Genomic DNA, 13,538 nt, shown 5'->3' with positions numbered 1-13,538 from the left:
TTAAGCAGTTTATGATTGATTACTCAAATGATGTTCTACAAGGGAAAATTGTAGCTTGTCAAAAACACATTTGGGCCTGTCAGCGTTTTTTGAATGATGTTGAACGAGAAGGAAAAGAAGAGTTTCCATATGTATTCGATGAAGAAAAGGCCCGCAGATTTCTTTTTTGGATGACTCAATTTAAACATACCAAAGGACCATTAGCAGGTGAAAATATTGATCCTGATCCTATTCAGATTTTCATTTTTGGCAATGTCTATGGATGGGTCCACAAAGATACCGATATTCGCCGTTTTACAACTGTGTATTGGCAAGTTGGCCGTAAAAATGCAAAGACTCAAAGCTTAGCAACTGTTGGGTCATATGAAGCAATGGCGCTTGGAGAAAGTATGTCGGAGGTTTATATAGGTGCAACCAAAAAAGAGCAGGCTAAGATTTGCTGGAAAGAAATAAATGCTCAAATTGAGGGTAGCGACCTTCTCAATAAACCATCAAAAAAATATAAGGTAGCATATGGGACAATTGAACATATTAAAACAAAATCAATTATCACACCACTTGCAAAAGATGCCGGGAAAACCGGAGATGGATTTAACCCTCAATGTGGAATTATTGATGAATATCATGCTCATCCAACATCAGAAATATATGATGTTATTGAATCGGGTATGGGAGCAAGATCACAACCTTTAATGGTAATTATCACGACTGCTGGACCTGAATTGAATAATCCTGCTTACCGTGTCGAGTACAATTTTGCTTCTCGTCTTTTAGATCCAAATATGGTAGAGAAAAATGACCATTACTTTGCAATGATTAATGAGTTAGATGAAGATGATGATATTAAAGACGAGAGTAAATGGGAAAAAGCAAATCCGATACTTGCAAAACACGAGTTTGGCATAAATTATTTAAGACGGCGTTTGGAAATGGCTTTGAATGTACCAGAAAAAATGCGTGATTTCCTCACCAAAAATATGGATATTTGGGTGAACATGCGATCAAACGGATATATGGATATGCAAGCATGGTCTGATTGCGGGTTGAATGAAGGTCTACCAGATTTAAAAGGTAAGGAATGTTATGCAGGGATTGACCTATCAAAACGAATTGATTTAACAGCGGCCAGTTTTGAATTTCCACTCGAAAATGGGATGTATTATGTTACAGCACACGGCTTCATGCCAGAAGATACGTTTCATGAGAGGATGAAAACTGACAAGGTACCATATGATCTATGGGTCAAAAAAGGTTGGCTAACTCTTACTGATGGAGCTGTCGTGGATTATGATTATATCCGTGCGTACATTAAACGAATGGAAAAGGATCAAGGTTGGAAAATCAAAGAGATTGGATATGATCCATATAACGCAACGCAGTTTGCGCAACAGATGGAAGCTGATGGATATGTCATGATAGAGATCAGGCAAGGGGTTCAAACATTATCCGAGCCAACCAAGGATTTACGTGAGAAAGCTAAGGCTCGAAAATTAATTCATGACAACAATGATCTATTAACATGGGCGATGGGGAACGCTGTGACAAAGATTGATGCGCAGGAGAACATCATGCTTGATAAATCAAAATCGACACAACGTATTGACCCAGCAGCTGCACTTATAAACGCTCATGTAAGGGCTAGTCAAGTAAATCAGCAATTTGACTTGAACGAATATATCCAGTCTGGCCAATTTAGTTTTTAGAAGGAGAGCTATTGAATGAAAGAATGGTCAAAATACTTAGAAGATGTTTTCCTTTTATTTGGAATGGTTTTGATTGCAATTGCATGTTTTAGGATCTCAGTAAACACCGGGCTTTTTGTCTCAGGTGTTTTTTTCGTTTCCACTGCTTTTTTAATTAGCAGAATCACCCTGAATCAAAATAAAGAAGATGAAATAGACAGGGGTGAATGAATTTGTTATTACGAGGACGACCAAAGATTGAAAATCGTGTAGCGGAAGAAGATAGCGGATCTCTATTGAGTCCTGCTAAGTGGTTTCGGAACATATTTGCAGGTGTTGAAACGTCATCAGGGGAGCATGTCTCTTCTGAAAATGCGATCTTACATCCAGATGTGTACGCTTGTGTAAAAGTGCTTGCTGAAGATGCAGCCAAACTCCCTATAAAATTATTTCAGAGCAAAGAAGGAAGCGTAAAGACTATTCAAAACGACATTAGCAGGATGATTTTGCATAAGGTAAACCCGTATATGACCAGTTTTACGTGGAAAGCTCTTGTCATGTTGAGAATGGCAACGTGGGGAAACAGTTACAATCGTCTTGTCTATAATCGTGATGGGGATGTGGAAGCCATTTACCCACTAAATCCCGAATCAACAAATACAAATATTGATCCGGATACAGGGAAAGTTTGGTACTCAACAACTATCAATGGGAAATATGTTGAACTGCACTATCATGAAGTACTGCACTTCAAGAACCTATCTTTAGATGGCATCGTAGGTCAAACACCTATATCTGTTATTCGAGATAATATCGGATCAAATAGGGCTGCCACAAAATTCAATGCTAAGTTTTACAAAAATGGTGGGGCGCCGTTTGGTGTAATCAAAACACCGTCTTTGTTGAATAGAGAGAGTAAGAAGGTTCTTAGAGATGATTGGGAAGAAGTCAACGCAGGTCAATCCATTGCGGTACTTGATGCGGGTCTTGATTATTCACAAGTAACAATGCCTATGAAAGATGCTCAATTCATTGAATCTATGAAATGGAATCGTCAGCAAATAGCCTCCATCTATAAAGTGCCACCTCATAAAATTGGAGAATTGGACCGGGCGACCTTTTCGAATATTGAGCAGCAGTCTTTGGATTACGTGAAAACAACCCTGCAGCCTATCGTGACAAATATTGAACAAGAATTGAATGATAAAATCCTTACGCCTGCTCAATTAAAAGAAGGATTTTATTTTAAGTTCAATTTAGAAACAGAACTACGTGGAGACAGTAAAACAAGAGCTGAATTTTACGAAGTCATGCAGCGTGTCGGGGCATTCACTATTAATAAAATTCTAGAAAAAGAGGACATGACAGGTATTGGTGAAATCGGTGATGAGCATTTTGGTAATTTGAATCTAGTTCCCCTTTCAATCATGAAAGAATATCAGTTAAGCAGGGTGAGTAAGAGGAATCTGAAAGGGGGTGACGGAGATGAAGAAAAACAAGAAGTATTGGAACATGAAGCCACTGAATGATGTTTCTGCAGAAATAACTTTGTATGGTTCCATTACTGGAGAAGGTTGGTTTAGTGAAAGCTCTTCTAAAGCATTTCAAGCAGATTTGAAAGATTTGGGCGAAGTTGCCGAAATTGACCTTTATATTAATTCACCGGGTGGTGATGTATTTGAGGGACAAGCAATTCACTCGATGCTGCAGCGGCATAAAGCGAAGATCAACGTTTATGTCGATGCGTTAGCAGGAAGCATAGCTTCTGTCATAGCAATGGCTGGCGACACTATCACGATGCCGAGTAATTCAATGATGATGATCCATAACCCTTACATGGGTATGATCGGTAATGCTGCGGAATTTAGAAAAGCTGCAGAAGACTTGGACAAAATCACTGATAGCATTGTATCAACCTATTTGGCAAAGGCAGGAGAGAAACTAGAAGAATCGACCTTGCGTGACCTTTTAGATAATGAAACATGGTTAACAGCTGATGAGGCGTTGCAATATGGTTTAGCTGATGCAGTTACCGAGGAAAAGAATGTTGCAGCTCAGATAGATGAGACCATTGTTTCTCAGTTCAAAAACGTACCTGCTAAGATCGTTTCTAAACTATCCAAAGAACCTGAAAATCAAGAGAAAATCATAAGCTTGAAACAACAACAGAATGCCATACATGCAGCACTCCTAGAAATTTAGGGGTGTTTTTTTATGGGAAATTTGAGGAGGAAACCATTTTGGGGAAATCAAAAGCACACAACAAATTGCTACGTCTGCCTATCCAATTTTTCGCTAAGGAAGGTATGACAGTAAAAGAAAGAGAACTCCGCCAAGCTTTAGCGGAAAAACGTGATAAGATCATGGCTCTAAATGATGAAGGCAAGGTTGATGAAGCGAAAACAATGCTTGCTGAGGCACAGGTTTTGAAAGAACAAATTCAAAACTATGAAGAAATGCGAAATATGTACGTTGATTACGGTGATGATGATCAGCAGGATGATCAGGATGTTAAATCACAGGTGGTATCAAACGATGTCAGCGGTAAACAAGTATTAAATCATACAGAATTATTTGCTGATGCCATCATAAAAGGTAGGGCACCAAAACCATTGGCAGCAATGAAAGAATCTGTGGATGAAGATGGGGGCTTAATTGTTCCAGAAGATATCACCACAAAGATCAACGAAAGACGACGTCAATTTGATACGCTGGCTAATCTGGTTGATGTTATTCCAGTTGGCACAAATAAAGGTGCAAGAACGCTTGAAAAGAATGCTGATATGCAGCCTTTGATCGATATTGATGAATTAGAAGATATTGAAGAATTGGAAAATCCAAAGTTTGAGAGAATTAAATACGACATTAAAAATCGAGCTGGTATTTTAGTTCTTTCAAATGATCTATTGAGTGATACAAGGGAAGCACTCATGCAATTTTTAGTCAATTGGTTAGGAAAAAAATCGGCTGTTACACGCAACGTGAACATCTTGAAAGTATTAAATAAATTAGACAAAAAAGCTGTTTCCACCACAGATGACATTAAAGACATCACAAATGTGCAGCTTGATCCAGCTATTAATGAAACTTCAGTATTTGTCACAAACCAGTCAGGATTTAATCATCTTGATAAGTTAAAAGACAACCAAGGAAGATATCTTTTACAGCCAGATCCAACAAACAAAACAAAGAAACAATTATTTGAAAAAACAGTACATGTAATTTCAAATAAATACCTTCCAAATGGTGGTACTAAAACAAAACCTAAATATCCTTTGATTATTGGTGATTTGTTTGAGGCTGTAAAACTATTTGATCGTCAACAGTATTCCATCCGATCCACCGATGTGGGCGGCAAAGCGTTCTATCGAAACTCAACAGATGTACGAGTTATCCAAAGAGATGATGTCGTGCTTTGGGATGATGAAGCTGTTGTATTTGCTGAATTTACTGGAATTGAAGTTATTGATGAAAAGCCACCTGAAACTGATGAAGACAAAGCTGTAGACGCTGGAAAATAAAAATTGAAAGGAATGGATTAATCATGGCTAAAGATTTTTTGAATGAAAGTAACGGAGTGTACACATCTGCAGAGGCTGGGCCTGACGGTAAACCTATCACGCCTGTTTCTATCAGAGACAACAGCGAGGAAAACCCTCTTATTGTAAAGGGATTAAAAGGTGATCCCGGTGAACAAGGCCCTCAAGGTCCAAAAGGAGAAAAAGGTGATCCGGGAGAGCAGGGGCCAAAAGGTGATAAGGGTGACGCTGCAGTATTAGAGTCTGGCTCTGTTAAAAATGAACATCTAAGTGATGGCTCAGTAAATTCCCGGACAATCGGTAAAGGTAGTGTCAAATGGGACAATATCAATTCAGAAGTACAGAAAATGATCACTGACCTTCAAGAAAAAGTCGAAGCAATAGAAAACCCAAAATCTGAATAAAGGTGATGCCAAATGACTGAGGCAGAACAAAAAGAGCTTGAAAAAGCGAAAAAATACCTCCGCATTGATGGTGATGCGGAGGATGATTTGATTTTACATTTCATTGCTGCAGCAAAAGAGTACATCACGAATGCAACGGGTTTAAAATTCCCTAACAATTCAGCGCAAGCAGAGTTGGCGGTCATGTCATTTACAACTCACTGGTATGAGAATAGGCAAATATCCGGCACGACATCAAATCTTGACGGGGTGCTCACAACAATGGTCAATCAACTTAAATACTTGGTTGTGGACGGTGAAAAAGATGTTGAATGATATGCGGCATCGCATTCAGTTCCAAAAGAAAAAAGAAAAGAGTCGTTTGCCTGTAGATGGTGACAACGGCTGGGAAACTGTGGTTGAGTGTTGGGCCAAAGCAGAGGGATTAAAAGGTGCTGAATATTATGCGGCAGCTGCTATCCAAAAAGAACATACAATCAAGTTCACCATTCGCCACCGGGAAGACATTGACGAACATATGAGGATCTTATTCAAAGGGAAAACCTACGAAATTGAGTCTATATTACCGAATCATTCAAGGCTTCATTTTCTCACAGTTAGGGCAAAGGCGGTGAAGTGATGTTTAATTTACAAATCGATGGCTTAGAGGAATTAGAAAACGCCATTGGCAACATGCAAAGAAAGGTCAACAAGATGCATAAAGAAGCTCTTACAGCTGGCGCAACAGTCATAAAAGATGAACTTCACCCAAACACACCAAGGTCCGACAAAGCCCAGAAACACATGCAAGATGATCTTGATATTACGCGGCTTCGTACTGATGGGGACGGGATGAAGTACGTCGCGGTTGGTTGGCCGAAATCGAAGTCACGTAAGGATACACAATGGAGAATTCACTTTCCTGAATTCGGTACCTTACATCAGCCTGCGCAAAAATTCTTTACGAGAACTGTCGATGTGAAATGGGACGAGGCTATTCGAAGAGTAGCAGATGAATACCGACAGGCGCTGAGCAAACTATGATTCATCAAAACTTAATAAGGCGTGCAGATACTTGCAAGAATGCCATTTTTGAAGCGTTGGAGAATGATCCAGCGCTTTTGTCTTTAATAGACAAAGGTGACATCTATGAGCTTGCAGTGCCAGAGGGTACAAAGTCCAATCCGCCGTATGTCGTGCTGCAAGAAATCAACTACAAACCGATCAAATGGGCTGATAACAGGCCCATCCAAGATAGTGCAACCTATCAAATAGATGTTTATCACAATGCCGATCCGCAACCCATCATGGCTGCAATTGGTGATGTGATGGAGCGTTTAGATTTTGCCCCAACCATACCTATTTCTGATTTTTTAGAGAAAGAGAGATTAATCAGAAAAGGATATCGTTTTGAAAAAAATATAATACTAGGAGGATTACTATGGAGTACAGTTCAGTAACTGGTTTAAAAAACGCTCGGTTTGCACCCTTAAAGAAACAAGGGAAATTATATGTGCCTACGGAGATTTTAAAATACGAATATGCAATCAATATGAAAGTGGAAACTGAGACATCAACTGAAAAGCAGTATGCAGATGACAAACTGGTTGATTTGGTTGTTTCTACAGGTTCTACAAAACTAGAAATTGAAATGCGTGATCTTCCTATGGAAATTCTTGCGAAACTGCTGGGTATTGAACCGGATGAGAATGGTTTGTACTTGTATAAGAAGAATATCATTGCACCGTGGGTCGCAATGACGTTTGAAGGTCCAAAGGCAAACGGTAAATCTCGTCACGTCGGTTTAGTAAAAGGTCGTTTTTCTTTACCGGGTGATGAGTGGAAGACGAAGGAAGAAAAGACTGATTTCCAAACGGTTAAATTGTCAGCTGAATTTGTTGATCGTGAGCAGGATGACGTTTTCAAGGTGGTTACTGATGAAGATGCTGAAAACTTTAATCTTGATGCTTTTTACAAATCAGTTTTTGGTGATGCATACAAAGATGACAAAACAGAAAACAGCAGCAGTGTTGATATTGGAAAAGGTGCTTAAGAGGGCTGAAAAGCTCTCTTTTTTAATTAGAAAATAAAAAATAAGGGGGAGTCACTATGACTCAAAAACAAATTTCTATCTCTATTTGGTTCAAAGAAGAGAAAAAACACAAAACGTTTATTGCGCCACGAACAAACGCAAAAACACTCTATGAAGCATTTGAGTTAGATGAAAAAGCAGCAGCAGCGGAGAATGCAAAAGAGATTGTTAAAAGCATGAATGAACGAATCAAATTCATTGTACGTGTATTTCAGAATCAATTTACTTACGATCAGTTTCTAGAAGGCTTTCAATCTTTTGAAATTGCGGATGCAGTAAGAAAAATCATGATGGAAATTATGGGATTTAAAGTAGCGGAAACGCAGGAAGAAAAAGATTTTTTGCCCGACATGAAGGCGTAAATGAACCATTAAAAAACGGCAAAGATCAATTAAATAAAATCTATACCACTTTACTTGAGCAAGGTTGGAAGATGCATGAAATTGATCAAATGGATATTTTTCATTTCTTAGAATTGAACGCTGAATCGAGCAAAACAAAAGAAGTAACGATTGATCAAATATTCTAAGTCTTGAAATCCACGTCAGGGAAGGGGGGTGGTACATAAATGACTCAAGCAATTGGCAATATGGTCGCTAAGGTCAATCTGGATGATTCGGGTTTTAATAGAGGTATAACAGGGCTTCAAAGGCAATTGAGATTGACCAACTCTGAAATGAAGGCATCTGCAGCCATTTATAAAAATACTGGTGATAAATCAAAGCAATTACAATCACAAGTAGAAGGTCTTAACAACAAATATCGTCTTCAAGGGCGAATTGTTCAAGAACATCGAAAACGATATGAACAGCTTGTCAGGGAAAAGGGCCGTGATGCACGAGAAACGCAAATACATGCCCGGAAACTGAATGACTCCATCGCTGTGCACCAGAAGCTAGAAAAAGAGCTTCGGCAGGTATCTAAAGAATTCGAGCAGTTACAAAGCACCAGCAATAAAGCAGCTGGTGTTTTTTCTGTTTTTAAGAAGAACGCTGGGGAAGTATCAGAAGAGTTGCAATCTGTCTACTCTGCTGCGGGAATGGCAGGGAAGGCATTAACAGGTATCGGTGTAGCAGGCACCGTCGCAATAGGTGGAGCTGTCAAAGTGGCCGCAGACTTCGAAAAGGCTATGAGTAGGGTCGGTGCTGTGGCGAATGCATCGAATGACGAGATGGGCCGTCTCACGGAAACGGCGCGTCATTTGGGGGCTACGACACAATTTACAGACGGACAGGTTGCCGAAGGAATGCAATACCTTGCAATGGCTGGTTATAAGACAAATAACATTATCGGTGCCATGCCGGGCTTGCTTGCTACTGCGGCAGCAGGGCAAACAGATTTAGGTGTAACAGCGGATATTGTATCTGACATCCTCACAGAATTCCATATTGCTGCAGAAGATACAAACCGTGTGGCGGACGCCATGACCTACACGTTCACCAACTCAAATGCCACGCTTCAACAGATTGGACAAACAATGAAATACGCGGGGCCAGCAGCAAAAACTGCAGGTGTCAGCATGGAGGAATTAGCGGCCGCAACGGGTATCATGGCGAACAGTGGAATCAAGGCAGATATGGCAGGTACCGCATTACGATCCACATTAACAAGGCTTGCGGCACCTCCGAAGCCAGCAGGTAACGCGATACATGAACTTGGCCTTAGTGTTACTGATGCCAGTGGCCGTATGCGACCATTGTCAAATATCATTGATCAGATCAATGATAAAACGAAAAATTATACAGAAACCGAGAAAATCCGAATCGCAAAACAATTGGCTGGTCAACATGCCTTATCTGGTTTTATCACTTTGCTTCATGCAGGCGGTGATAAGATCGACAAGTTTACTAAGCAAATTGAAAACAGTGGCGGTGTAGCTGAAAAAGTTGCAAAAGGTCAAATGGACAACCTTGCGGGGTCGATGGAGTACCTGCGTTCTGCGGCAAATAACGCAGTCATTTCATTGGGTAATCAGTTTATTCCAGTGATCCGCGCCACTACTGATGGATTAACAAAAATCGTTAACTGGTTTGATCACCTGCCTCCATCTGTTATGCAAACAATTGCCGTTACTGGTGCAGCAGTTACAGCTTTCAGTCTTTTAGGTGGAGCTTCGTTGTTGTTATTGAGTCTCATCCCAAGAATGGCCGAAGGATGGAGAGTACTGCGTACTGCTGGCACATATCTGACAGGCACTGTCAGAGGATCAACAGCAAGTCTAGGAGTATACACGACACAAGTTACTGCAGCTGGTGTTGCTTCGCGAACTGCTGCAACTGGTATCAACACAGCTGCAGCATCAACGGCCGTTATGTCCACTCGTATGGGACGTTTACAACAAAACACTGGTTTAGCGACTACACGCATGGGCCGTCTAAATCAAACGGCCACAAGAACATCAAGGACAATGCGGGGTCTTGGCGGCGCATCGCGAATTGCTGGCGGCGGTTTAATGATGTTTGGTGGGCCAATGGGTATGATTGGCGGTCTTGCGCTCTCTTTTCTTCCTGAAATACTCAAATTTGGTAAAGGTATAGTCATGGCGGGGGTAAACGCAGTAAAAGGCGCAGGAGGTTTTGCAAAACTTGCAAAGGGTGGTTTTGGCCTGTTTAACATCCTTAAAAAAGGTGCAGGTGTTGTAAGTTTGCTTAGAGGCGGCTTATCGTTGCTTGGTGGTCCAGTAGGTCTTTTAATAACGGGAGTCACGCTTCTAGGCGAAGCAGGGTTTAAATATTATGACAACCTGCAAAAACGTGTCTTGCCAGCAACAATAGATTTTGGCGATAAAGTGTCTGAATCCACTTCTAAAGCTGTAAATGCTTATTCGGATATGGAGACAAAAGCCAATGCTAAATTAAATAGCCTTTATCTCAATCAAACTAAGATAACGGATAAACTAGCTGACAACATGAATAAGCGATTTTCAAAAATGGCTGACACCATAAAAAAAGGCTATCAAGATAGTGCTGACAAGTCTCTTGACGTTTTAGGAGATTTCTATTCAAAGAATAATTCACTTAAGAAGAAAGATGAGGAAAACATCCTCAATAAAATCAAAACAGGGAATGAAAAGAAGCAGAAGCAAATAGAAAAGTACGAGAGTCGAGTCAAAAAAATATATGACAAAGCAGCAAAAGAACATCGCTCTCTCACTCAAAAAGAATGGGATGAAGTTAAGGGTATCACCCAAAAGATGAGTAAAGAAGTCGAAACGGCTCTTACAAAAAGCAAGGATGAGCAAACACTCATTTCTAAAAAGTTAAAAGAAGAATCATCTACTTTGTCGGCCAAACAAGCAGCCGCGACAGTTAAAAATAGTAAATCAGCAAAAGACAAAGTTATTAGTAATGCTGAAAAACAATACAACGCTGTTGTAAAAGCTGCAGATGACCAGCGTTACGTCAAAGGCACTATTAGCCAAAAAGAACATGATGCTACGGTAAAAGCAGCGGAAAAACAAAAAGAAAAAACAATAAATGAAGCTGAAAAAAGTCATAAGGGCGTTGTAAAAGAAGCGAAAAAACAGGCTGCAGGACATATCGAGCAAGTTGATTGGGAGACTGGTGAAGTTCTCGGCGCTTGGGATACGTTTCTTGTGGATTTAGCAGGTGTAGTAAATACCATTACTGGTGGTATAAATAAAGTTCTTGAATTCATGAACTTAAAAACTATCCCAACTTGGAAACCTAAAGGATATGGGAACAAAAAGGATGGAGCAAAGCATTCTTACGCCAAAGGAACTGACTACCATCCGGGAGGCCGTGCACTTGTTGGTGAGGAAGGATATGAGCTTGCACATACTCCTGGTATTGGAACATATATGGTCGGCGTTGGTGGTCCTCAAATTTGGGATTTACCACGCGGAACATCGGTACTGCCTCATGATCAGACCAAAAAAATCACTTCACAGGGCTTACCGGGTTATGCAGGTGGTGTTGGTGATTTCTTTAAAAAGGGCGCCAAAAAAGCTGGTGAAGTAGTCGGCAAGGTGAAAGATTTCGGATCAGATATCTTTGACCTTGTGATGTCTGGCCCAAAGAAAATTATCAGCAATATATTTGGCGGTCTAATTCCTTTTAAAACTGGTAAAGGAATAGATGGTCTTGGAACAGGTATTTTAAAGACAATTCAAAAAGGTGCTTTAGGATTTTTAACAAAATCGTTAGGTGATTTTGGAGGAGACGGAGGATCATTCAAAGGTGTAGGGGGTAGTGCTGCAGTCAAAAAGTGGGTTGCACAAGCTATCAGCATCACTGGAATTTCTCCATCCTATGCAAAAGCGTTAGAAACCATTGCCATGAAGGAATCAAGCGGAAACCCGACATTAGTTAACAGGTGGGATAGTAACTGGAAGGCGGGACATCCATCACAAGGGCTTATGCAATTTATACCAAGCACATTTGCTGCATACAAAAAGCCCGGATATGGAAACATCAAACATCCAGTACATCAAATCGTTGCCGCGATTAACTATCTAAACAAGCGTTATGGCGGCATCTATAACCATCCGGGATTAAAATCTATGGCACGCGGGGGCCCTTACATTGGTTATGCATCTGGTGGTGTCATTGATAATCACCAAATCGCACAACTGGGAGAAAACGGCTGGCGAGAATATGCTATCACGACTGAACCTAAATACAGAAAGCGTTCTTTGCAGTTGTATTCTAATCTTGGGAAAGAGCTTGGAGTGCCTAGTTTTGGGGATGGTATGATCTCCACAGCTTTACAGATGCTTGATCGTATTAGTAACAAAGGAGACAAGCCTCAGAGCAGGCAGCAAGATGGATCCGATATGAGACAGATGATCGAGAACCAAAACAAGCAAATTGGTCTGATGGCTCAACAAATAGACCTGCTGTCTCAAGGATTAATGATGATGCAAAAAGGCTTTGAACAATTAATTTCAAAAGATAGCAACAATTACATGGATGGGCGAAAGCTAGATCAAACGACAGGTGAACGTTTTAGAAAAGAAGCATTTATGAGTGGGGTGAGGTAGATGGAATTATATATTGATTTTAACAATGGATTGGGTGAACAAAGCCTAAATGACTTGCTTCCTCATTTCCATCCGTTAAGCCTGACACCTGCCTCACCAATCGTAGAATTTGAGACGGTGTCATTACCACGAATTAACGGTATTGTATTGCCACAGCATCCACGGGATGTGAAGTACAAAGAAAGACAGATTCAGCTTGAAATATATATGAATTCAATCATTGCTGAAAATTTCTACAGCTATAGAAGTGAACTATATGCTTTATTAGTTAAACCGTTCCCATACTACATTTCATGTGACCTACTGCCAAACAGAAGGTTTTTAGTAACATGTGAGGGGAATTTCACAATTCCAAAGGAAAAAGAAAAGAACCATGTTGTTTTTAGCGTTGAATTCACCGATGTTTTGGGTGCTGCTGAATCGAAAAGTACATCGCTTAATCCTCAAACATTTGAGGGTGAACGATGGAGTCCCGGAATGAATATCGAGATGCGTGACGATCTAGAGTATTCATTTAAAAACAAAAAAACGTTCAGCATCTACAACATCGGAGATTTCAGAATCAATCCTTTGAGGCATGATTATCAAGTGACGTTGAGAGCAAAAGGAAAAGGTGTAACAATCATCAATCATACGACAGGTGAACGTTTGAAAATTGAAGAGGAAATATCCAAATCAAGAGAGGTTTCTTTTATTAAACAATACACCGTCGCTAACAAGAAGCGCCTTAAGACATCTGGCAGGCTTCCTTCACTTGATATTGGCCGTAATGCCTTTGAAATACAAAACGCAAGCAAAATTGAAATTGTTTTCGACACGAGATTCTATTATGCATAAGGA

Annotated in this window: 14 protein-coding genes; all 14 read left to right on the top strand. The window is 40.2% G+C overall.

Annotated elements, in window-relative coordinates; genetic code table 11:
* Positions 1-11: 11 nt before the first annotated feature.
* The 14 genes from OIT90_RS08760 (at position 12) to OIT90_RS08695 (ending at position 13,535) form a co-directional block, all read left to right on the top strand.
* A complete protein-coding gene (locus OIT90_RS08760; protein WP_349926148.1) occupies positions 12-1,703 on the top strand; it encodes a terminase large subunit in 1,692 nt (563 codons plus the stop codon).
* A gap of 15 nt (positions 1,704-1,718) precedes the next feature.
* The gene (locus tag OIT90_RS08755) at positions 1,719-1,913 is read left to right on the top strand and encodes a hypothetical protein (protein ID WP_474892452.1); all 195 of its coding nucleotides are present in this window, start codon (positions 1,719-1,721) and stop codon (positions 1,911-1,913) included.
* A 2-nt stretch (positions 1,914-1,915) separates the two neighbouring features.
* Positions 1,916-3,211, top strand: a complete 1,296-nt coding sequence (locus OIT90_RS08750; RefSeq protein WP_226570005.1) for a phage portal protein — start codon at positions 1,916-1,918, stop codon at positions 3,209-3,211.
* Positions 3,168-3,884 (top strand): head maturation protease, ClpP-related, encoded by a 717-nt coding sequence (locus OIT90_RS08745; RefSeq protein ID WP_254241407.1) that lies wholly within the window; start codon positions 3,168-3,170, stop codon positions 3,882-3,884. Before OIT90_RS08750 ends, OIT90_RS08745 begins: the two co-directional genes overlap by 44 nt.
* A 104-nt stretch (positions 3,885-3,988) precedes the next feature.
* Positions 3,989-5,203, top strand: a complete 1,215-nt coding sequence (locus tag OIT90_RS08740) for a phage major capsid protein (RefSeq protein WP_474892504.1) — start codon at positions 3,989-3,991, stop codon at positions 5,201-5,203.
* Positions 5,204-5,226: 23 nt separating this feature from the next.
* Entirely contained in the window at positions 5,227-5,625 is a 399-nt protein-coding gene (locus tag OIT90_RS08735; RefSeq protein ID WP_017358189.1) for a collagen-like protein, read from the top strand.
* A 12-nt stretch (positions 5,626-5,637) separates the two neighbouring features.
* A complete protein-coding gene (locus OIT90_RS08730) occupies positions 5,638-5,940 on the top strand; it encodes a head-tail connector protein (protein ID WP_474892451.1) in 303 nt (100 codons plus the stop codon).
* Positions 5,930-6,244, top strand: coding sequence for a phage head closure protein (locus OIT90_RS08725; protein ID WP_474892450.1), 315 nt, complete (start codon positions 5,930-5,932; stop codon positions 6,242-6,244). The genes OIT90_RS08730 and OIT90_RS08725 overlap by 11 nt, the downstream gene beginning before the upstream one ends.
* Positions 6,244-6,648 carry an HK97-gp10 family putative phage morphogenesis protein gene (locus tag OIT90_RS08720; protein ID WP_474892503.1) on the top strand — a complete coding sequence of 135 codons (405 nt, stop codon included), beginning with the start codon at positions 6,244-6,246 and terminating at the stop codon, positions 6,646-6,648. The genes OIT90_RS08725 and OIT90_RS08720 overlap by 1 nt, the downstream gene beginning before the upstream one ends.
* Positions 6,645-7,064: a tail completion protein gp17 gene (gp17, locus tag OIT90_RS08715; protein ID WP_073206765.1), complete on the top strand. Its 420-nt coding sequence runs from the start codon at positions 6,645-6,647 to the stop codon at positions 7,062-7,064. Before OIT90_RS08720 ends, gp17 begins: the two co-directional genes overlap by 4 nt.
* The gene (locus OIT90_RS08710; RefSeq protein WP_017358184.1) at positions 7,046-7,657 is read left to right on the top strand and encodes a major tail protein; all 612 of its coding nucleotides are present in this window, start codon (positions 7,046-7,048) and stop codon (positions 7,655-7,657) included. The genes gp17 and OIT90_RS08710 overlap by 19 nt, the downstream gene beginning before the upstream one ends.
* Before the next feature lie 56 nt (positions 7,658-7,713).
* Complete coding sequence (gpG, locus tag OIT90_RS08705; protein ID WP_165379001.1) at positions 7,714-8,058, top strand: phage tail assembly chaperone G; 345 nt, start codon at positions 7,714-7,716, stop codon at positions 8,056-8,058.
* Between the two features lie 206 nt (positions 8,059-8,264).
* Entirely contained in the window at positions 8,265-12,698 is a 4,434-nt protein-coding gene (locus tag OIT90_RS08700; protein WP_474892449.1) for a phage tail tape measure protein, read from the top strand.
* Complete coding sequence (locus OIT90_RS08695) at positions 12,699-13,535, top strand: phage tail domain-containing protein (protein WP_172880029.1); 837 nt, start codon at positions 12,699-12,701, stop codon at positions 13,533-13,535.
* The last annotated feature ends 3 nt before the right edge of the window (positions 13,536-13,538 follow it).

It is taken from the genome of Bacillus sp. ABR, assembly GCF_056172715.1.
This window is presented reverse-complemented; position numbering and strand designations above follow the sequence as displayed.

Bases quoted from the DNA above. Each gene is read 5' to 3' on its own strand.
- OIT90_RS08760 (WP_349926148.1), top strand. From the start codon at position 12: ATGATTGATTACTCAAATGATGTTCTACAAGGGAAAATTGTAGCTTGT.
- OIT90_RS08755 (WP_474892452.1), top strand. From the start codon at position 1,719: ATGAAAGAATGGTCAAAATACTTAGAAGATGTTTTCCTTTTATTTGGA.
- OIT90_RS08745 (WP_254241407.1), top strand. From the start codon at position 3,168: ATGAAGAAAAACAAGAAGTATTGGAACATGAAGCCACTGAATGATGTT.
- OIT90_RS08740 (WP_474892504.1), top strand. From the start codon at position 3,989: ATGACAGTAAAAGAAAGAGAACTCCGCCAAGCTTTAGCGGAAAAACGT.
- OIT90_RS08735 (WP_017358189.1), top strand. From the start codon at position 5,227: ATGGCTAAAGATTTTTTGAATGAAAGTAACGGAGTGTACACATCTGCA.
- OIT90_RS08730 (WP_474892451.1), top strand. From the start codon at position 5,638: ATGACTGAGGCAGAACAAAAAGAGCTTGAAAAAGCGAAAAAATACCTC.
- OIT90_RS08725 (WP_474892450.1), top strand. From the start codon at position 5,930: ATGTTGAATGATATGCGGCATCGCATTCAGTTCCAAAAGAAAAAAGAA.
- OIT90_RS08720 (WP_474892503.1), top strand. From the start codon at position 6,244: ATGTTTAATTTACAAATCGATGGCTTAGAGGAATTAGAAAACGCCATT.
- gp17 (WP_073206765.1), top strand. From the start codon at position 6,645: ATGATTCATCAAAACTTAATAAGGCGTGCAGATACTTGCAAGAATGCC.
- OIT90_RS08710 (WP_017358184.1), top strand. From the start codon at position 7,046: ATGGAGTACAGTTCAGTAACTGGTTTAAAAAACGCTCGGTTTGCACCC.
- gpG (WP_165379001.1), top strand. From the start codon at position 7,714: ATGACTCAAAAACAAATTTCTATCTCTATTTGGTTCAAAGAAGAGAAA.
- OIT90_RS08700 (WP_474892449.1), top strand. From the start codon at position 8,265: ATGACTCAAGCAATTGGCAATATGGTCGCTAAGGTCAATCTGGATGAT.
- OIT90_RS08695 (WP_172880029.1), top strand. From the start codon at position 12,699: ATGGAATTATATATTGATTTTAACAATGGATTGGGTGAACAAAGCCTA.